17 protein-coding genes are annotated in these 20,110 nt (G+C 62.5%); 6 read left to right on the forward strand and 11 right to left on the reverse strand.

Annotated features, from left to right (window positions below; translation table 11 throughout):
- Window positions 1-62: 62 nt before the first annotated feature.
- From QM609_RS24485 to dnaA, 11 genes are all read right to left on the reverse strand, one after another.
- Window positions 63-1,457: a DUF3566 domain-containing protein gene (locus tag QM609_RS24485; RefSeq protein ID WP_283337574.1), complete on the reverse strand. Its 1,395-nt coding sequence runs from the start codon at window positions 1,455-1,457 to the stop codon at window positions 63-65.
- Entirely contained in the window at window positions 1,457-3,988 is a 2,532-nt protein-coding gene (gyrA, locus tag QM609_RS24490) for a DNA gyrase subunit A (protein ID WP_047272672.1), read from the reverse strand. The genes QM609_RS24485 and gyrA overlap by 1 nt, the downstream gene beginning before the upstream one ends.
- Window positions 3,989-4,074: 86 nt before the next feature.
- Complete coding sequence (gyrB, locus tag QM609_RS24495) at window positions 4,075-6,111, reverse strand: DNA topoisomerase (ATP-hydrolyzing) subunit B (RefSeq protein WP_003942515.1); 2,037 nt, start codon at window positions 6,109-6,111, stop codon at window positions 4,075-4,077.
- A 197-nt stretch (window positions 6,112-6,308) separates the two neighbouring features.
- Window positions 6,309-7,232: an alpha/beta fold hydrolase gene (locus tag QM609_RS24500; RefSeq protein WP_007729179.1), complete on the reverse strand. Its 924-nt coding sequence runs from the start codon at window positions 7,230-7,232 to the stop codon at window positions 6,309-6,311.
- A gap of 28 nt (window positions 7,233-7,260) precedes the next feature.
- A complete protein-coding gene (locus tag QM609_RS24505) occupies window positions 7,261-8,382 on the reverse strand; it encodes a PDR/VanB family oxidoreductase (RefSeq protein ID WP_039973074.1) in 1,122 nt (373 codons plus the stop codon).
- Entirely contained in the window at window positions 8,382-9,293 is a 912-nt protein-coding gene (locus tag QM609_RS24510) for a metal-dependent hydrolase (protein ID WP_007729174.1), read from the reverse strand. The genes QM609_RS24505 and QM609_RS24510 overlap by 1 nt, the downstream gene beginning before the upstream one ends.
- A 124-nt stretch (window positions 9,294-9,417) precedes the next feature.
- The gene (locus tag QM609_RS24515) at window positions 9,418-9,963 is read right to left on the reverse strand and encodes a DUF721 family protein (protein WP_003942471.1); all 546 of its coding nucleotides are present in this window, start codon (window positions 9,961-9,963) and stop codon (window positions 9,418-9,420) included.
- The gene (recF, locus tag QM609_RS24520) at window positions 9,956-11,185 is read right to left on the reverse strand and encodes a DNA replication/repair protein RecF (RefSeq protein ID WP_030536718.1); all 1,230 of its coding nucleotides are present in this window, start codon (window positions 11,183-11,185) and stop codon (window positions 9,956-9,958) included. The genes QM609_RS24515 and recF overlap by 8 nt, the downstream gene beginning before the upstream one ends.
- Window positions 11,186-12,094 (reverse strand): phosphogluconate dehydrogenase (NAD(+)-dependent, decarboxylating), encoded by a 909-nt coding sequence (gene gnd / locus QM609_RS24525; protein WP_050656766.1) that lies wholly within the window; start codon window positions 12,092-12,094, stop codon window positions 11,186-11,188.
- 44 nt (window positions 12,095-12,138) lie between these two features.
- A complete protein-coding gene (gene dnaN / locus QM609_RS24530) occupies window positions 12,139-13,323 on the reverse strand; it encodes a DNA polymerase III subunit beta (protein ID WP_007729165.1) in 1,185 nt (394 codons plus the stop codon).
- 584 nt (window positions 13,324-13,907) lie between these two features.
- Window positions 13,908-15,470, reverse strand: a complete 1,563-nt coding sequence (gene dnaA / locus QM609_RS24535) for a chromosomal replication initiator protein DnaA (protein WP_003942491.1) — start codon at window positions 15,468-15,470, stop codon at window positions 13,908-13,910.
- A 780-nt stretch (window positions 15,471-16,250) separates the two neighbouring features.
- Between dnaA and rpmH the strand changes: the two genes are divergently transcribed.
- The 6 genes from rpmH (at window position 16,251) to QM609_RS24565 (ending at window position 19,983) form a co-directional block, all read left to right on the forward strand.
- Window positions 16,251-16,394: a 50S ribosomal protein L34 gene (rpmH, locus tag QM609_RS24540; RefSeq protein WP_003942540.1), complete on the forward strand. Its 144-nt coding sequence runs from the start codon at window positions 16,251-16,253 to the stop codon at window positions 16,392-16,394.
- Between the two features lie 26 nt (window positions 16,395-16,420).
- Entirely contained in the window at window positions 16,421-16,801 is a 381-nt protein-coding gene (gene rnpA, locus QM609_RS24545; protein WP_019746209.1) for a ribonuclease P protein component, read from the forward strand.
- Entirely contained in the window at window positions 16,798-17,178 is a 381-nt protein-coding gene (gene yidD / locus QM609_RS24550) for a membrane protein insertion efficiency factor YidD (protein ID WP_007729147.1), read from the forward strand. Before rnpA ends, yidD begins: the two co-directional genes overlap by 4 nt.
- Window positions 17,179-17,182: 4 nt before the next feature.
- Complete coding sequence (gene yidC, locus QM609_RS24555; protein WP_003942570.1) at window positions 17,183-18,289, forward strand: membrane protein insertase YidC; 1,107 nt, start codon at window positions 17,183-17,185, stop codon at window positions 18,287-18,289.
- A 20-nt stretch (window positions 18,290-18,309) separates the two neighbouring features.
- Window positions 18,310-18,873: a Jag family protein gene (locus QM609_RS24560; RefSeq protein ID WP_003942504.1), complete on the forward strand. Its 564-nt coding sequence runs from the start codon at window positions 18,310-18,312 to the stop codon at window positions 18,871-18,873.
- 234 nt (window positions 18,874-19,107) lie between these two features.
- Entirely contained in the window at window positions 19,108-19,983 is an 876-nt protein-coding gene (locus tag QM609_RS24565; RefSeq protein ID WP_042453666.1) for a GNAT family N-acetyltransferase, read from the forward strand.
- The last annotated feature ends 127 nt before the right edge of the window (window positions 19,984-20,110 follow it).

Genomic DNA, 20,110 nt, shown 5'->3' on the forward strand with positions numbered 1-20,110 from the left:
AAAGATTACCCCACCGGGCCGCTGACACCAAAACGGGCCCGGCGGAGCAATGTTTTCGCAGGTCAGTCGCGGTCGGCGAGAGTTACCTCTACGCCGCCAACCAGGTCGCTGCAGAGGTTGTAGATGAACGATCCGATCGTGACGAGTGCCGTGAAAAGCACCATGTTCGCGATGCCGATCAGCGCGGCGTAGCCGAACACCTGGCCGGCCGTCACCAGACCGTCGGAGCCGCCATCGGCAACGATGTCGGTGAACGCGTTGTTCAGGCGATCCCAGACGCCCATGCCGTCGAGAACGACGTAGAGCAGTCCGACGGCCACCATCCACACGAAGAACAGCGACACCGAGATCACGGATGTGATCTTGAGCGTGGACCACGGGTCGATACGACGGATCTGGACCGTTGCGCGCAGTGGCGCACCGTCCACGACCGAAGCCGATACGGCGTGAGTTTTCTCACCCTTCACCGCAGCAGGCAACGGATGCTTGGCCTCGGAGAGGTCAGGCATGTCCTTCGGTAGATCCTTGCGATCGATGTGCCGAGTCGGCCCGTCGATCGCGGCGGCTTTTGCTTTCGGATTAGCGACCGTGGGATTGGCGACCGTGGCGTTTGCAGCCTTGGGATTTGTGCCCGAGGGTGTAACAGCCTTGGCTGCTGCCGCGCCGGCGACGCCACCGGTAGCTGCGGCAGCCGCCGTTCCCGTCACGACGGGACGTGCCGACGGGTTGCCGGCAGGACGACCCGTCTGTGCACCGGCAGCGGGGCGATCCGATTGCGGCTGTCCCTTCGGCGCACCACCCTGCGCGGGGTTTTTGGCCGGACCACCCTGCACCGGACCACCCTGCGCCGGGCCGGCCGCTGCAGGACGCTGCGGACCCGCAGGCGGCTTACCCCCGGCAGGAGCTGCCGGACGACCCGCAGGAGCACCAGCGCCGGCTGGGCGCGTGATGTTGGTCTGCGGCTGACTTTGCGGCGCCTGACTTTGCGGTGGCTGAGTCTTCGACGCCGGGGCTTTGGACGCCGGGTTCTGAGCAGCCGGGTTCTGAGCTGGCTGCCCCTGCGGCTGACCCGACGGCTGGGGTCCGCGTTGCCACGGCGGCGCCTGGCTGCCACGAGCCTGATTGGCAACCGGTTGCGGCGGAGCCTGACCGTCACCCTTTGCCGGAGTTACCGGCGCAGCCGGAGCCACTGAAGGAGCGGAAGGAGCTTGACCCTTGGCCGCACCCGCGGCGTCGGAAGCCCCACCCGCCGGCTTCTGAGCCGACGGGCCGCGAGGCGGCTCCGGCGCCTTGGGCGCCGGAGCTGCCTCGGAAGCTTTGGGTCCGCCGTCCGCTGGAGCTGCAGGTTTCGAGGTCTGCGGCCCCGCCGGAGCAGTTGCCTGCTCCGGCTTCGGTGGCGTCGAACCTGAAGTGCTTTCGCTCTTCTGGTCACTGCCCGGCTGGTTGGGAGTGCTCACTAGGACTCCTTAGCTCCATCGGCATTGTCTGCGTTGTCGGTGGTCTCTGCAGCGAGCTCTTCGGGCTCGTCGGCGTTGCGCGCAATCGCGAGCAGTGTGTCGCCTTCGCCGAGGTTCATCAGACGCACGCCCTTGGTCTGGCGTCCCGCCTTACGAACCTGCTTGGCAGCCGTCCTGATGACGCCGCCGCCCGAGGTGATCGCGTACAGCTCGTCGTCGTCGTCGACGATGAGCGCACCGACCAGAGTGCCACGTTTCTTGTCGTACTGAATCGTGAGCACGCCCTTGCCGCCGCGACCCTGCACCGGGTAATCCTCCATGCCGGTTCGCTTGGAGTAACCGCCCGAGGTGGCGACCAGGAGGAACGTTCCTTCACGAACGACGTTGAGCGAGAGCAGCTCGTCGTCACCGTTGAAACGCATGCCCTGGACACCGGAAGTGGCGCGGCCCATCGGACGCAGTGCCTCGTCGGTGGCCGAGAAGCGGATCGACTGGCCCTGTGCCGAGACGAGAAGGAGGTCGTCTTCGGCGGAGCAGAGGACAGCGCCGACCAGTTCGTCTTCACCGCGCAGGTTGATGGCGACGATGCCACCGCTGCGGTTGGAGTCGAAGTCGGTGAGCTTGGACTTCTTGACCAGACCGTTGCGAGTGGCGAGCACCAGGTAGGGCGCGTCTTCGTACGTCTTGATCTGGATGACGGACTGAATGCGCTCGTCCGGCTGGAAGGCCAGCAGGTTGGCAACGTGCTGACCGCGAGCGGTACGGCTCGCCTCGGGCAGTTCGTAAGCCTTGGCGCGGTAGACGCGGCCCTTCGTGGTGAAGAACAGCAGCCAGTCGTGCGTCGAGGTGACGAAGAAGTGCGAGACGATGTCGTCCTGCTTGAGGCCGGCACCCTGAACACCCTTGCCGCCGCGCTTCTGCGAGCGGTACAGGTCGGTCTTGGTGCGCTTGGCGTAACCGGTCTCGGTGATCGTGACGACGACGTCTTCGCGGGCGATCAGATCCTCGTCGTTGACGTCTCCGTCGGCGGCGATGATGCGGGTACGACGGTCGTCGCCGTACTTGTCGACGATTTCCTTGAGCTCGTCACGAACGATCGCGCGCTGACGCTCCGGGCGAGCCAGAATGTCTTCGAGGTCCGCGATTTCGAGTTCGATCTCGGCCAACTCGTCGACGATCTTCTGACGCTCGAGGGCGGCCAGACGACGCAGCTGCATGCCGAGGATGGCGTCGGCCTGGATCTCGTCGACGTCGAGGAGTTCCATCAATCCGGCGCGAGCGATGTCGACGGTCTGCGACGCACGGATCAAGGCGATGACCTCGTCCAGAGCGTCGAGGGCCTTGACCAGACCGCGCAGGATGTGGGCGCGCTCCTGTGCCTTGCGAAGCAGGTACCTGGTACGACGAACGATGACCTCGAGCTGATGCGCCGTGTACAGACGGATCATCTGGTCGAGGCGCAGCGTGCGCGGCACTCCGTCGACGATGGAGAGCATGTTGCAGCCGAAGCTGGTCTGCAGCTGGGTGTGCTTGTAAAGGTTGTTCAGCACGACCTTGGCAACGGCGTCACGCTTGACGGTGACGACGATGCGCATGCCGACGCGGTCCGAGGACTCGTCGTGGATGTCGGAGATGCCACCGATCTTGGCGTCACGAACCTGCTCCGCGATGGAGGTGATCAGGTTGTCCGGGTTGACCTGGTAGGGCAGCTCGGTGATGACGATTGTGGTGCGGCCCTTGGCATCTTCTTCGATCTCGACGACGCCGCGCATACGAACGGAGCCACGGCCGGTGGTGTAGGCGTCCTGGATGCCCTGTCCACCGACGATGAGCCCGTGCGTGGGGAAGTCGGGTCCCTTGATGCGCTCCATGACGGCCGCGAGGGTGGCTTCCTCGTCCGCTTCGAAGTTGTCGAGCGCCCAGTAGATGGCCTCGGCAACTTCACGCAGGTTGTGCGGCGGAATGTTGGTGGCCATACCGACGGCGATGCCGTTGGAACCGTTGATCAGCAGGTTCGGGATACGGCTGGGCAGAACCGTCGGTTCCTGCGTCTTGCCGTCGTAGTTCGGGGTGAAATCGACTGTCTCGTGGTCGATTTCGCGCAGCATTTCCATCGCGAGCGGCGTGAGCCTGCACTCGGTGTAACGCATGGCGGCTGCGCCGTCGTTGCCGCGGGAGCCGAAGTTTCCCTGACCGTCGACTAGCGGGTAACGCAGCGACCACGGCTGGGCCATACGAACCAACGTGTCGTAGATCGAGGAGTCGCCGTGGGGGTGGTAGTTACCCATGGTCTCGGCGACCGGTCGGGCAGACTTCACGTATCCGCGGTCGGGGCGATATCCGTTGTCGTACATCGCGTAGAGCACGCGGCGGTGCACCGGCTTGAGTCCGTCGCGGACATCCGGCAGAGCGCGACCGACGATGACGCTCATGGCGTAGTCGATGTAGCTGTTCTGCATTTCCTGCTGGATGTCGACCGGTTCGATCCGGTCGTGTTGCGGACCGTCCGGTGGCAACGTGGTGTCGGTCATGAGCTCACTTTCTTAAAAGAGGGGGCAAGCCCCTGTGCGCGGAAAAGGAGTCCGGGGACTCCTCAACCGCTCACAGGGCCGCAGGCCTACACGTCGAGGAAACGAACGTCCCGGGCATTGCGGGTGATGAAGCTGCGTCGTGCTTCGACGTCTTCGCCCATCAGCACGCTGAACAGCTCGTCGGCAGCAGCCGCGTCGTCGAGCGTGACGAGACGCAGAACGCGCACCGTCGGGTCCATCGTGGTTTCCCACAGCTCCTTGGCGTTCATCTCGCCGAGGCCTTTGTAGCGCTGGATGCCGTCGTCCTTGTTGATCTTCTTGCCGGACTCGAGGCCGGCCTTGACCATCGCGTCGCGCTCGCGGTCGGAGTACGCGAATTCCGGCTGCGCACCCTTCTGCCACTTGAGCTTGTACAGCGGCGGCTGCGCGAGGTAGACCTTGCCGTGCTCGACGAGCGGCCGCATGAAGCGGAACAGCAGCGTGAGCAGCAGCGTTGCGATGTGCTGACCGTCGACGTCGGCGTCGGCCATGAGCACGATCTTGTGATAGCGCAGCTTGGCGATGTCGAACTCGTCGTGGATGCCCGTGCCGAACGCGGTGATGATCGACTGGACTTCGGTGTTCTTGAGGACGCGATCGATACGCGCCTTCTCGACGTTGATGATCTTTCCGCGAAGCGGGAGGATCGCCTGGTACATCGAGTCTCGGCCGGACTTGGCCGAGCCGCCTGCGGAGTCGCCCTCCACGATGTAGATCTCGGACTTCTCCGGATCGTTGGAGCGGCAATCGGCGAGCTTGCCTGGCAGGCCACCGAGGTCGGTCGCACTCTTACGACGGACCAGCTCACGCGCCTTACGTGCGGCGACGCGGGCCTGCGCCGACGAAACAGCCTTGTTCACAATGGTTTTCGCGTCGGCGGGGTTCGCCTCGAACCAGTGCGCGAGGTGCTCGTTGCACGCCTTCTGCACGAAGGACTTGACCTCGGTATTGCCGAGCTTGGTCTTGGTCTGACCCTCGAACTGGGGTTCACCGACCTTCACCGAGATGATGGCCGCGAGTCCTTCACGGATGTCGTCACCGGTGAGCTTGGGATCCTTGTCCTTGAGCAGCTTCTTTTCGAGCGCGTACTTGTTGACCGTTGCGGTCAGTGCGGCGCGGAAGCCCTCTTCGTGGGTACCACCCTCGTGGGTGTTGATGGTGTTGGCGAAGGTGTGCACGGACTCCGAGTATCCGGAGTTCCACTGCATTGCGACCTCGAGCTCGTGGCCGGTGCCCTTGGCGGTGAATCCGACGACCGAGTTGTGGATCGGGGTCTTGCTCTTGTTGATGTGCCGGACGTAGTCCTCGAGTCCACCGGGGTAGTGGTAGATACGGGTCTTGGACTTACGCGGCGCTGCCTGAGCAGCTTCTTCGGCTTCTTCGGCAGCAGACTTGGGAGCCTCGGCCACCTCGGCAGCTTCGTCGTCGATGACCTCGGCGCGCTCGTCGGTCAGCGTGATGGTCAGGCCCTTGTTGAGGAAGGCCATTTCCTGCAGACGACGCGCAACGGTCTCGAAGTTGTAGCGGGTGGTCTCGAAGATCTCGGGATCGGCCCAGAAACTGACGGTGGTGCCGGTCTCCTTCGTCGGGTCGCCCTGTACGAGCTCTCCCGGCTTGGAATCGGTGTACGTCTGCTGCCACCGGTAGCCGTCGACCTTGATGTCGACGTCGAGCCGGGTCGAGAGCGCGTTGACCACCGAGATGCCGACGCCGTGCAGACCACCGGAGACGGCGTAGGAGTCGGAGTCGAACTTGCCGCCGGCGTGCAGCTGGGTCAGCACGACCTCGACGGTGGGAACTCCGGAGGCGTGCATGCCGACCGGGATGCCACGGCCGTCGTCGATGACGCGGATTCCGCCGTCTTCGAGGAGGGTGACCTCGACCTTGGTGGCGTGTCCGGCCATCGCCTCGTCGACCGAGTTGTCGACGACCTCCCAAATGAGGTGGTGCAGACCGCGTTCACCGGTGGAACCGATGTACATGCCTGGACGCTTACGTACCGCCTCGAGTCCTTCGAGGACGGTGATGGACGACGCGTTGTAGTCCTTGCTGGAAGTGCTTGTATCTGACTTCTGGGCAGCCACGGGTGGGTAGCTCTCCTTCTCCGTCAATACTCGAGCGCAGCCGTCAGCAAGCCCTTGCGGGTGTCGTCGGAGCGGGTTCGAGAATGTTGCCGCTAGTTACCGTTGACCATCTTACTGGTAAGCACCGACTAGAAGCGGCCAATGACACCCCTGGCTGCGCCGCAGACGAATTTTTACGATCCCCGGAAGGTGAAACGCTAGGAACTTTGCTTCTCCGAGCGACGCTCTCTCAGGCTCGCGATAAATGCCCGCGCATGTTCGGCAACCTCACCCGGATGTGAAAACGGCGACCAGTGTCCCGCGGCAATTTCACGTCGCTGCAGGTCGGAGACCCATTTTTCGGTGTCTTCGTATCCCACCGGACGAACGGCTTTGTCGTACTTGTTCAGAATGAGCTGAACAGGCACGTCCGTGTACCGATCCCGCGGCTTGCCGAGCGACGGCCGGATGTTCGCGCGATAAAGCTTGAGTCCGTTCACCATGTCGTCGGCGATGGTGGGCGCGGTGTTGACCACACGGGGGTCCAGACCGTCGAAGAAGCCCAGAAATGCCGGCCAGTGCTTGGAGAACCACAGACGCAACGGAAGGGTGCACAGCCCGGGAATCTGGAACAGAACGGTGTAGGCCGACGCAATTCCCTGCGCCGCCGGGCCGAGGAAACGACGCTTGGACGCGCTCGCCCGGATCCACTTGCCGAGATGATCGAGATTGGGGCCCGAGATGGACGAGAACGACGCGATCTTCTCTTCGGCACCCGGCTCGCAGACCGCTTCCCACGTTTCGACGGATCCCCAGTCGTGCGCGAGGACGTGCACCGGCTTGCCCGGGCTGACCGCGTCGATGACGGCAAAAAGATCGCCGGCCAGTGCGCTCAGTTGGTAGTCCTGCACCCTCGAGGGGATTGTGCTCTCACCGGCCCCGCGGCTGTCGTAGCTGACGACGCGGAAGTCGTCTGCCAGCAAAGGCACGATGCGGTTCCACAGTTCATGGGTGTCGGGCCAACCATGCACCAGGACGATGGTCTCGCCGTCTGCCTTGCCCTGCTCGAACACGGCCAGGCTGACGGAACCGTTGGTCACGCGACGCGCGGTCACGGCATGGACAGGAGAGTGCTTCGACATTGTCGAACCCTTCGGAGTCGGGAAATATCTAGAGATCGAGAACGAGACGTCCACCGTCGGAACGGGATACGCAGATGAGCATCTCCGTTTCCTGTTCGGTGTCGGTCAGACGCCTTTCGCGGTGATCGGGTTTACCCGCGAGTACCTTCACACGACAGGTTCCGCAGAAACCCTGCTGACACGAGTACCCGACACCGGGCAATGTCTTCTTGATGACGTCGAGCGCGGACTCGTCGGCGGGCACGGTGAGCACCTGTCCCGAATTGACAAGCTGCACTTCGAATTCCTTGCCGTCGATCACCGGCGGAGCCCCGAACCGCTCGAAATGCAAAGCGGTGGAGGGTGTATCACGGAAACCGCGGCGGACGGCATCGAGCATCGGAGTCGGGCCACAGCAGTACACGGCGCCGCCGACCGGCGCTCGTCCGAGAAGGTCTGTGGTGGTGGGCAATCCGAACTCGTCGTCCGGGCGCACGAAGACACGCTCGGGATCCCAGGTTGCGATCTCGTCGAGGAACGGCATGGATTCACGGGAGCGGCCCGAGTACACGAAGTACCAGTCCATCCCCAATTCTCTTGCCGCACGGACCATTGCGATGATCGGCGTGATACCGATGCCGCCGGCGACGAACAACGCGCTGCCTTCTCCGACAAACGGGAAGCCGTTGCGTGGTCCGCGTACCGTGACGTGCTCACCGGGCTGGAGAGCGTGCATCTCGATGGAACCGCCACCGCCGTCGGGGATCCGGCGCACCGCGACGCTGTATCCCGTGCGATCGGCCGGGTCGCCGCACAGCGAATACTGACGCCGCAGACCCGAAGGTAGATGGAAGTCCAGGTGCGAACCCGGATGCCACGGCGGAATCGGTGAGCCGTCGGCGGATTCGAAGCGCAGGCGAACGACGTTCTCGTCGGTCGCCACCACCTCACGCGTACTGACCACCATGTTCATGGCCGTGTCGGGGTTGTGGCCAGCGATCTCGGGGTTGTAGTCGTAGGCCGTCAACACCCGAAGGTACTTGTCCGCCAATAACTCCGTGATGCGCATGGCACGGTCGGGACGGTTCTTTCCGGACAAATCGGGTGGCGCCGGAAAACGCGGCAACCCGTCGTGCCCGGAGATGACGTCCTTGACCCTCGAGAGTGAAATCACCGTGCAGCCGCCTGAGCTGCGGGTGACGACGCCAGGTACTGCACCGCCTGGGCGGTCGAGCCCTCGTTACTGGGGTGATAGGACTTGCTGAAGTACGTCGACATCCGCTTGACCAGCTCGAACGACGTGGGAACTGTGCCACGCTTTCCGGCCGCGATGAAATCGGACAGGTGGGGTCGTCGACGGCTGGGGGCCTGAGCGGCAAGCTCGGGATCGTTGCGCATCAAGAACCGGGTACCGCGAATCCACAGCCACACGATTGCGGGCGTGACGAGGATCTGGGTACGGATCCGGCGGGTCTCACGCTTGTCGAAGTAGCGCATCACGTCGTACGCGACGGCGCGGTGTTCGACTTCTTCGGCGCCGTGCCAGCGAAGGAGATCAAGCATGGTCGGGTGCATGCCGGCTTTGTCCAGTCCCTTGGCGTTGAGCACCCAGTCGCCGAGGAAAGCCGTGATGTGTTCGATGGCCGCGATGATCGCCAAGCGCTCCACCAGGTGATTCTCGGCACGCAGACCCGTCATCGGACGCGGTCCGAGCAGTTTCGAGAATGCCCACTCCATCTGCTGGGTGTACGGCGTCGGATCGAGGCCGTTTTCCTTGAGATGGACGAGGACACCCGAGTGCGCGTTGGAGTGCATCGCCTCTTGGCCGATGAATCCGACGACGTCTTCACGGAGTTTCTCGTCCTCGATCAGAGGAAGAGCTTCCTTGAAGGTCTCGACAAACCATTCCTCACCGGCGGGGAGGAGAAGGTGAAGCACGTTGAGAACGTGTGTGCTGAACGGATCGCCCGGAATCCAGTGCATGGGCAGATCGGACCAGTCGAACTCGACATTGCGAGCCTGCAACAGGATGTGATCCGGCTCGGCGAACGACGAAGCGGGTGTCGATATCTTCTGCGACATCTAGCTACTCCTTCATGCCTGCCGATCGGTGGGGAACGACAGCCTTGTGACACAGTTCACTCACTAGCGAGTTTTAACTGTAACACGAAGTAATAGGTAGAACCAGGGCCTGGTTGAGTTTTCCTCAGCCGTACGTATCGCGAGGTCCGCGGCCTTTCACATGCCTTTCTCCCTTGCGCCAGCTAGGCGCACTCGGACCGGTGATCCGCAGTGTCTTCACGACGCCGTCACCGACGGCAGCAGCGATCTTGGCCAGAATCTGGGACTGCATCATGCGCAACTGGGTAGCCCACGCCGTCGACTCGGCAGAGATGCTGAGAACACCTTCTTTCAGAGAGATCGGCTCGGCGTGCGCGGAGATGTCTTCTCCGACGACCTGCGGCCACCGACCGAGGACCGTGCCCTCGGACACCTTGGGGGACCACCCACGCGATTTGGAGATAGCGCTGGTGAGAGCGCCGAACGGCTGAGGGTCCCGCGCATCCGGGCCGGGGCCGGACCAACCGCTGCGTCGACGCGGTCGGCCACTTCCGTATTTGGGCGACGATCGCCCCTGCCCGACGGCCTTGCCGTTGGCCTTTGCCGTCGCGCGTGCCTCCTCGAGGGCACGGCGCGCCAGATCGATCCCCTTGAGCTCGGGCTCCGGGGCCGCGCTGCTGTCTTCAGTCATCGAACTCGACCTCCTGATCCGTCGAGCCTACGGGCACTATCCGGGATATCCGACCGTCTCCGGTATCGGAGGCTTCGACGCCGAACTTGGCCGCCTCGAGTTCGTCCGGTACGTCCTCGGGAACGGCGGCCGTGATCAGCACCTGTTCGGCGGTAGCCGCAACGGTGGCGAGCGCACGACGCCGACGACGGTCCAATTCCGCGAAGACATCGTCGAGCATCAGGACCGGGTCGCTGCCGTCCGCGCGCAACAGAGCAAAACCTGCCAGTCTCAGCGAAAGCGCAAAAGACCACGATTCACCATGGCTGGCAAAACCTTTCGCCGGACTGTCGCCGAGAATCAGCTCCAGGTCGTCCCGATGCGGACCGACCAGACACACTCCGCGATCGATTTCCTTCGACCTCATCTGCGCCAACTCGAGATGGAATCTCTCCTCGAGGTATGCAACGTCGTCGATACCGGAAATCCTTGCAGGATCGGTGAATTCGGGATCCAACGAGGACCCCAGACTGCTCTTGTATCGAATCGACGCCGGCCGGGATTCGGGTGCGATGGAACGATACGACTCCGCCAGATGCGGCGCCAGATCATGGACCAACTCGAGGCGCCCGGCCAACAATTGTGCGCCGTGAGCGGCCAGATGCCCGTCCCACACCTCGAGGGTGGAGAGGACGTTGTCGGACTCGCCACCACGAGAACCGCGACGCAAAGCCGCACCGGCAGTTTTGAGTAGGGCTGAGCGCTGACGCAGAACTTTGTCGTAATCCGCACGGACAGCAGCCATTCGGGGTATCCGGGACGTCAACAACTCGTCGAGATAGCGTCGACGATCACCAGGATCTCCACGTACCAACGACAGATCTTCCGGCGCGAACATCACCGACTGCAAAATCCCTAGCACTTCACGTGGGCGACGCGTCGGAGACTGATTTATCCTGGCGCGGTTGGACTTTCCCTCGATCAGTTCGACGTCGATGGTCAGTTCGCGCCCGTTGTTGACCACCGTTGCACCGGCAAAAGCACTGGCGGAACCGCTGCGGATCATCGGTGCATCCGCGGACACTCGATGTGACGACAGCGTCGACAGATACCCGAGTGACTCGAGGACGTTCGTCTTACCGTGCCCGTTGGAACCGAGGAACACGGTTGTTCCCGGCGTGAGGTCAAGCGTCAGCGAATCCCAGGATCGGAAGTCACGCAGCGAAAATCTACGAACGAACACTTAGCTTCCAGAAGCCGAATTCTTGGGCGAGGCGCTCTTGACGGCGTGACCACCGAACTGATTGCGCAAGGCCGACACCGCCTTCATGGCCGGTGAATCATCCTGTCGTGAAGCAAATCTCGCGAACAGAGCAGCCGAGATGACGGGAGCGGGGACCGCGTGCTTGATAGCTTCCTCGACCGTCCAGCGGCCCTCACCGGAATCCTCGGTATAGCCCGTGATCTGCGCAAGCTCCGGATCTTCCTCGAGGGCGTCGACAAGCAGATCGAGCAACCACGAACGTACGACGGTTCCCTTCGACCAAGCTCGGAGCACGCCCGGAACGTCCGCGATCAGGCTTTCCGCCTCGAGGAGCTCGTACCCCTCGGCATACGCCTGCATCAGGCCGTATTCGATGCCGTTGTGCACCATCTTCGCGTAATGACCAGCACCGACGGGACCGGCGTGGACAAAGCCGTCTGCAGCCTCACCGTCGGGGCGAAGGGCGTCGAAGATCGGCATTGCCTTCTTGACGTCAGGCTCGGATCCGCCCACCATCAGGCCGTAGCCGTTCTCACGGCCCCAGATGCCACCGGAGACACCGCAGTCGAGGAAACCGATCCCACGGGCGCCCAACAGCTCGGCATGAACAGCGTCGTCGGTGAAGCGAGAGTTTCCACCGTCGATGACCAGATCGCCGCCCTCGAGGGTATCCGCCAGTTCGGCAATGGTGCTCTGGGTGATGTCACCGGCCGGAACCATCACCCAGACGACTCGAGGTCCCTCGAGGGATGCAGCTAGTTCGGCAAGTGACCCGACATCGGTGACTTCCGGTCGAGGGTCGTATCCGATCACCTCGAGGCCATGCGCGCGCAAGCGCTCACGCATGTTGAAGCCCATCTTGCCGAGACCTACGAGTCCGATCTTCATACTGTTCTCCCTGGTCAGGCGCGAACTGAAGTGCGGGGTTTCACTCAGCCCGGAAGGCGAACCGGCATCAGCAGGTACGTGTACTCGCTCGAGGGCGCAGCGAAGTTACCGGATTCGTCTGCCGTGGGCTCTTCCTCGGCCGCGGGGCGAAGAACAGCCGGACGGCTGGGAGTGGTGAAGCCGAACAGAACGTTTTCGCTGTGAAGCGAATTCAACCCGTCGATGAGGTAACCGGGGTTGAACGCAATGGTGAGTGCTTCGCCCTGGAACGACGCGTTGAGCGTCTCTTCCGCGCGGCCGGCGTCGTCGCCACCCGCAGAGAGGAGCAGGCCGTCAGCGGAGAACTGCATGCGAACCTGTGCGCCACGCTCGGCGACGAGTGCTACACGCTTGATGGCCTCGATGAGAGGCGTGACCTCGACCGTTGCCATCGCGGTGTGCTGAGCAGGCAGCAACTGACGGAACTTCGGGAACTCGGCGTCGAGGAGGCGCGTCGTGGTGCGGCGTCCGTCGTTGACGATGCCGAGGAGTCCGTCGTTTCCGATGGTCGTACCGGAGCCGAGAGCCAACTCGACCGGCGAATTTGCATTGCCGGCAAGCGTTTTCGCGGACTCGGACAAAGTCTTGGCCGGGATGAGAACAGCAGCCTGGACGTCGGGATTGGCCGGAGTCCACTCGAGTTCACGTACGGCGAGACGGAAGCGGTCGGTAGCGGCGAGGACGATCGAATTCTGTTCGATCTCGACACGGATACCCGTGAGCATCGGAAGGGTGTCGTCCTTGCCGGCTGCAACAGCTACCTGGCTGATGGCTTCGGAGAACAGGTCGACGGGAATGGACCCGGACTGCTGCGGAAGCGTCGGAAGCTGGGGGTAGTCCTCGACCGGCATCGTGGGCAGGGAGAACTTGGCGCTTCCGCACGAGATGAGCACGCGAGTGCCCTCGAGGGTCACATCGACCGGCTTGTTGGGAAGCGACTTGGTGATATCTGCGAGGAGGCGACCGGAGACGAGTGCCTGACCTGCAGTTGTGACATCTGCCGAGACGCGGACCTGCGCGGATACCTCGTAGTCGAACCCGGAAACGGTGAGGCCGGCTTCGGTTGCGTCGAGAAGAACTCCGCCGAGAACCGGCACGGGCGGCCTCGAGGGCAGGCTACGAGCAACCCACGCTACTGAATCAGCGAACTCTTCCCGGGAAACGCGAAACTTCAGGCTTCCAAGCTCCATCGCCGGGTTATTCCTCTCGGTAGGCATGTTCGTCTGCTGCGGATCTGCATCAGCTCACTTGAAGTCTGACACAGACCAAGCGATGCCCACCGTATGCCCTCGAGGGCGCAAGTGGAAAGCCGAAGCCGCGGCGAGCGCAGCCTGAGGCGAGGTTCTCAACAGGAGTTGTCCCCAGAACTATTTTCAAAGAGCTTTTCCTAGGAAATTCTCAGTAGTAGTAATAAGTCCTGTGCAATCTGTGGAGCAACGGTTGTCGACGCTGGTAGGTCCCCTCGAGGGCCTGTGCACTTCTCGAGGACAGACTCGAGGACCAATCGACCCCCTCTGTGCACTCTCTGAAAGTTTTCGGATTCCTCCTCGAGAACTCCACAGACTTTCGGAGTTATCAACACACTTATCCACAGATGTGAATACTTTTCACAAGAAACGAAGAGTTTGTTCTCATCGGCGTGTCTGACTCCGGCGTGTCGTCCCTCGAGGTGGACAACCGCCCTCGAGGGGACCGCACGTGGAACCCTTCGAATACACCGATGCCGCTCGAGGGAACCTCTGCCTCGAGCGGCATCGATCGAAATAAGTGCAGGTCAACGCTTGGAGCGCTGCTTGATCCTTGCGGTCAACTCCTGAACCTGGTCGTACACCTTGCGGCGTTCCGTCATTTCCTTACGGATCTTCTTGTCGGCGTACATGACCGTCGTGTGGTCACGGCCGAACGTCTGACCGATCTTCGGCAAGGACAAATCAGTGAGCTCACGGCACAAATACATCGAGATCTGGCGGGCCTGAGCGAGTGGCCGGGCCTTACCCGGCCCACACAGGTCGTCGATCGACATGTTGAAGTATTCGGCCGTCACCGCCATGATCGTCGCCGCGTTGATCTCGAGGCTCGACGAATCGGGCATCAGATCGCGCAGGACCACCTCGGCCAACGTCAGATCCAACGGCTGGCGGTTGAGCGAGGCAAAAGCGGTGACGCGGATCAACGCGCCCTCGAGTTCACGAATGTTGCGCTCGATACGGCTGGCGATCAACTCGAGGACGTCGTGCGGGACCTCGAGGCGATCCATCCTCGCCTTCTTGCTCAGAATCGCGATACGCGTCTCGAGCTCAGGCGGCTGAACGTCGGTGATCAGGCCCCATTCGAAGCGCGTCCGCAGACGCTCCTCGAGGGTTGCCAACTGTTTGGGCGGACGGTCCGAGGAAACGACGATCTGCTTGTTCGCGTTGTGCAAGGTGTTGAAGGTATGGAAGAACTCCTCCTGAATACCTTCCTTGCCTTCGATGAACTGGATGTCGTCGACCAGCAGGACATCCGTTTCCCGGTAGCGACGCTTGAACGCGACCTTGCGGTCGTCACGAAGACTGTTGATGAAGTCGTTGGTGAATTCTTCGGTCGAGACGTACTTGACCCGCATGCCGGGGAACAGTCGCTGTGCGTAGTGGCCGGCGGCGTGAAGAAGGTGCGTCTTGCCCAGGCCCGAAGCTCCCCAGATGAACAAGGGGTTGTAGGCACGCGCCGGCGCCTCCGCGATCGCGACGGCAGCGGCATGAGCGAATCGGTTGGACGATCCGATCACAAAAGTGTCGAAGGTGTACTTCGCATTGAGGCTGTTGGCGCCGGACCCCGAAGCAGAAGGAGTAGCGGGCGGCTTCGTGAAGTACGACGGCCACGATTCGTGAACGCTCGCGAGTGCTTCGCGGTCGTCGTCGACTTCTTCGGTCTCGGCAGTCTCGGAGTCCGAAGGTTCGCCGTCGCCTTCGGTGAATCTGCGCCGACGGTATGCGCCCGATGAGTTGACCGACTCGAACTGACGGCTGCCCGTGCGCTCCTCGACCGGTTCGGCGGGTGCGTCGGCATCGTCTTCGAGTGCAATGCGGACACCGAGTCCCTCGACCTGGCCACCGAGATGGCGTCCGAGTGCCTGCAGGATCGGCTCGCGCAGATCGCGCTCGATCGTCTCTTGAGCAAATGGCGATGGAACCGAGAGGAGTGCAAAACCCTGAGCAAGTGTGAGAGGCCTCACCAGACGGACAAATGCCTTCTGCTTGCTGCTCAAAGCCGGAAGATTACTTCCGGGGTCATCACTCGTGAGTTCTGCAACCACGTCGACCCAGACCCGTGCGAGCGCGTTGGGATCGTCGTTCACGTGGTTCCTTCCCGTGTTTCGCCGACAGTGGGTGTGCTGCAGCTGCCGAGCGTATGGCTGCGGCGTCGAATGATTCGGTGGATTACCACCCGGGGTGAGAACCCCGTAACAGGCTACGAATATGCCACCTGGGCTGTGTTTCCACACAATTATCCACAGATGTGGACAAACCTGCACCGAGTCGGTTTTTTCGTCAACCAAATTCGTCAAAGTGACCGAGAAATTGATCTACCTGCAACTTTGTCGGAACTCGAGGCGTTCGCCACTTGGTGTCGGGGATGCGTCAACACTCACAGCCCTGTGGATGAATGTGGAAACTCGGGATTCGGGGTCGCGTCCGGTGCTCGTGCCCGTATGTGCTGATGAGGCCTTGTCGAGAGCGTGCGCGGTTGGAACTGTCCGGGTTGCCTTCGGGCCACCTGCGTTCCGTAGCGGAACTGTTGCCAAGGTCACACTTGCCGCCTCGCTCGAGGTCACGGCCGTATGCACACCGCGAACGGAATCTTCGGAACAATGGAAGTGTCGGCGTGTCGCCGTGGTTGCCGCGGGAGGGCTCCGAATCGGGCTGGTTTGACCTTGGCAACGGTGGTAAGTAACCTCGAACGGTCACCCGCTGGTGGTGATCGCTTCGTGCTGGCTACATATGTCAGGTCGGATCGGTCTTCCAAGCCACAACGAGTGAAGTTGATTGTTCTGTACCTGTTGGATCCAAAGGCGCCGTAAGGCGTCGATCACTGAATGACGCCGGGAGGCGTCAATGAACTTCGAGGAGTGTTGACCGTGGCCAAGGGCAAGCGGACGTTCCAGCCGAATAATCGCCGCCGCGCGCGTGTTCACGGCTTCCGTCTTCGTATGCGTACCCGTGCGGGTCGTGCAATCGTTTCGGCGCGTCGCCGTAAGGGCCGCGATTCCCTCACCGCCTGATCTGATTTCGAGTTCAGGAGCTCGGGGTGTTGCCTGAGCCGTCTCGGTTGCGTCGCCACGCGGATTTCTCCGTGGCGGTGCGACGCGGGCGTCGTATGGGAAGACGCGACCTTGTCGTGCACGCGTTCGATCGCGAGCAAGTAGAGGCGCTGGTAGTAACAAATCACGGTCCCCGTTTCGGGCTGATCGTGAGCAAGGCTGTCGGGCCGGCGGTGATTCGACATCGAGTCGCACGCCGGCTTCGTCATATCTGTGCAGATTTCGTCGGGCAGGTTTCGCCGGAGACGGACGTGGTTATCCGCGCACTTCCGGGTGCAGCTACCGCCAGTTCAGCCGAACTGGCCAAGCAGTTGCGCGGGGGCCTGACCAAAATGAACCTATTGGTGTCGGTAAGTGAAGAGCCATGAGTACTCCGCTCTCTGAGCAGATCGAGACTCCCAGAGCCTCCCGTGTCATCACGGTGTTGAAGGCTGTGCGTCGCGCTCCCGCCACTGTTCTCATCTTCTGTATCGAGTTGTACCGGACGTATGTGTCGCCCTTGAGGATGCCGACCTGCCGGTTCACCCCCACCTGCAGTGAATACGCAGTCGAAGCGCTGCGCACTCACGGGGCGATCAAAGGCCTTTTCTTGACTGTGGTGCGGTTGGCGAAGTGTGCCCCCTGGCATTCTGGAGGGTGGGACCCTGTCCCTGCCCGTCGTGACCGTGATGCGGGTAGCCGCCATAGCTGTCCGGAAGCACGCGCAGCGTGTCACAGTCCGACGGACGAACAGAGGAGTACTTAGAGCCGTGCTCAATTTCATCTACTATCCGGTATCCGCGATTCTGTGGGTCTGGCACAAGGTCTTCGGGTTCATTCTCGGCCCGGACAACGGAATAGCCTGGGCGCTTTCCGTGGTGTTCCTGGTGTTCACCTTGCGTGCGGTTCTGTACAAGCCGTTCGTGAAGCAGGTCCGCACGACGCGTCAGATGCAGGAACTGCAGCCACAGATCAAGGCATTGCAGAAGAAGTATTCGGGCGACCGTCAGCGCCAGGCCGTCGAGATGCAGAAGCTCCAGAAGGAGCACGGATTCAACCCGATCATGGGCTGTCTCCCGGTCTTGGCTCAGGCTCCGGTGTTCATCGGTCTGTTCCACGTCCTGCGCTCGTTCAACCGCACCGGCACCGGCATGGGCCAGCTGGGCATGAGCGCCGAGGACAACCTCAACACCCCGAACTACGTCTTCTCGGCCACTGACGTCCAGTCGTTCCTGGATGCTCGTCTGTTCGGCGCGCCCATCTCGGCCGCGATCACGACGCCGGTTGCGCAGCTTCAGGCCTACGTCACCGAGAACGTTCCCGAGCTTCCGTCACGGCTGAACATCATCCTCGTGGCCGCTCCGCTGATGATCATCGCCAGCATCGCGACGCACTTCAACTCACGCGCTTCTGTTGCCCGTCAGAGCGAAGCAGCTGCCGCGAACCCGCAGTCCGCGATCATGAACAAGCTCGCCCTGTACGTCTTCCCGCTCGGTGTTCTGGTCGGTGGACCGTTCCTTCCGATCGCGATCCTCCTGTACTGGGTGTCGAACAACATCTGGACCTACGGTCAGCAGCACCTCGTCTTCCGCAAGATCGACGCGGAAGAAGAAGCCAAGAAGCAGGAAGCGATCACTCGCCGCAACGACAATGCGCCCAAGCCCGGTGCCCGTCCCGATCCCAGCAAGAAGAAGGGATCTCCGGCTGCGCTGAAGACCGCGGATTCAGCCGACGACGACGGTGACGCCCCGGAAGTTTCGCTCAAGAAGCCACAGCCGAAGCCCTCGGGTTCCAGTGGTGGTTCCACGTCGAAACCGAAACAGAACCGGCCACAGAGCAACCGCGGCAACTCCCCCAAGCGCAATAAACGGCGCTGATCCAGGAAAGAGAACGACCAATGTCCAGTGAAGCTGACATCGTTGTGGATGGAGAGAACGCAGACGTGAGCACCGAGACCACTGCGCCGGTTACCGATGTGGATGTAGACATCGACGATTCCGATGACGACCTGATCGAAGAGGGCGAGATCGCCGGCGACTACCTCGAGCAGTTGCTCGACGTTCTCGATTTCGACGGAGACATCGACCTTGACGTCGAGGGCGATCGGGCGATCGTCAGCATCGACGGCGGCGACGACCTGACCAAGCTTGTGGGACGTAAGGGTGAGGTTCTGGATGCTCTCCAAGAGCTGACTCGTCTGGCTGTTCAACAGTCGACCGGCGAGCGCAGCCGCTTGATGCTCGACATCGCCGGATGGCGGGCGGGCCGCCGCGAGGCACTCAGTGCTCTCGGTGCGGAAGCTGCACAGCGTGTTCTCGAGACCGGCGAACGCGAAGAGCTTGCTCCGATGACGCCGTTCGAACGCAAGATCGTGCACGACGCCGTCGCCAAGGTCGCCGGTGTTTCCAGCGAGAGCGAAGGCGCTGAGCCGTCTCGCCGAGTAGTTGTCCTCAAGGACTGACACTCCCCCCTTGATCGAATGCGGGCCCCGGATTTTCCGGGGCCCGCTTTTGTGTCCGAGAGTGTTTCACGTGAAACCGAATCCGGCGGCACGGTGAAGGTCAGGTGCCTATCGTTGTCGACACGGCCTATCTCTATTTCGGAACCTGTCGTCAATGAAGCGTCGTGAAGGGAAGCAATCTTGCTGATACGACCCGCGACACGGGCCGAGCTGGAAGAGCCCGTGGGGTTCGCGATGAACGATCCGGTCGAGTTCGTCGACACTGACTCGCTCCGGGAAGAGGTGGCGGCCGGACGGCTTCGTCCGGAATGGAGTTGGTTCGCCGTTGACGGCTCCAGGATCGTCGCGCGTGCCCTGTGGTGGGGGCGTGAGGACAGTGAGCGTCCGCTCGCCCTTGATTTCCTGCACGTGCTGGCTGACGTGCCGGATCGTGCTGCGCTTGCCGCCGAACTCATGTCGCGGGCGCACACCGAGTTCCATGCGAAACCTGAGTATGTGCTGGTCGTGCCGACCGCCGGGCAGGACGCGAATTCCGCCGTCGCAGACGCCGTGTCCTGGCGTCGTGAGGCGGCCCAGGCGGCCGGACTGACCGAGATCATCGAGCGGCTGCGTTTCGAGTGGACGCCTGCGGCCGGTGTGCCCGCCCCCTCCGAGCGTCTGACTTTCCGTCCCGCCACCGATGAGGAGTTCCTCGCGGTGTTCCAGCGGGTCGCTGTCGGCAGCCTGGACGTCGCCACGCAACGAGGCATCGCGGCTACGGACATCGTCAGCCAGGCCCGGGACGATCTCGAGTTCTACCGGTCGTGCCCCGGCGAACGATCGTGGTGGCGGCTGGCGGAGACCATGGACGGGACGCTGGTCGGCTTCGCGATCCCGTCCGCGACGCCCTACCACCGCAACGTCGGATACCTCGGAGTAGTGCCCGAGCTACGCGGGTGCCGCTACGTGGACGACATCCTCTGCGAGATCACCCGCTTTCACGCAGCCGATGGCGCCAATCGCATCACCGCGACCACGGACGTACCCAACACACCCATGGCCGCGGCGTTCAAGCGGGCGAACTACCAAGTGACCGAGGTCAGGATGGTGTTCGAGGCCCCGGCGGGCTGATCCGGGCCTCAACCGGAGGTTCGCTGCCGTCGTGCCGGCGCGGGCCTTTCTGTCCAGCTTGTCCGACGGTGTACGGGGTGACGCGGAGACCGCCGTGTACCAGGGGGTAAAGGTGGCCAGGTTCCAA

The organism is Rhodococcus sp. IEGM 1302, from assembly GCF_030056935.1.
GTDB classification, from domain to species: Bacteria; Actinomycetota; Actinomycetes; order Mycobacteriales; family Mycobacteriaceae; genus Rhodococcus_F; species Rhodococcus_F qingshengii.

Bases quoted from the DNA above. Each gene is read 5' to 3' on its own strand.
- QM609_RS24515 (WP_003942471.1), bottom strand. From the start codon at position 9,963: ATGACTGAAGACAGCAGCGCGGCCCCGGAGCCCGAGCTCAAGGGGATC.
- QM609_RS24500 (WP_007729179.1), bottom strand. From the start codon at position 7,232: ATGTCGAAGCACTCTCCTGTCCATGCCGTGACCGCGCGTCGCGTGACC.
- gnd (WP_050656766.1), bottom strand. From the start codon at position 12,094: ATGAAGATCGGACTCGTAGGTCTCGGCAAGATGGGCTTCAACATGCGT.
- QM609_RS24565 (WP_042453666.1), top strand. From the start codon at position 19,108: ATGAACGATCCGGTCGAGTTCGTCGACACTGACTCGCTCCGGGAAGAG.
- QM609_RS24560 (WP_003942504.1), top strand. From the start codon at position 18,310: ATGTCCAGTGAAGCTGACATCGTTGTGGATGGAGAGAACGCAGACGTG.
- yidD (WP_007729147.1), top strand. From the start codon at position 16,798: ATGAGTACTCCGCTCTCTGAGCAGATCGAGACTCCCAGAGCCTCCCGT.
- dnaN (WP_007729165.1), bottom strand. From the start codon at position 13,323: ATGGAGCTTGGAAGCCTGAAGTTTCGCGTTTCCCGGGAAGAGTTCGCT.
- QM609_RS24510 (WP_007729174.1), bottom strand. From the start codon at position 9,293: ATGTCGCAGAAGATATCGACACCCGCTTCGTCGTTCGCCGAGCCGGAT.
- gyrA (WP_047272672.1), bottom strand. From the start codon at position 3,988: ATGACCGACACCACGTTGCCACCGGACGGTCCGCAACACGACCGGATC.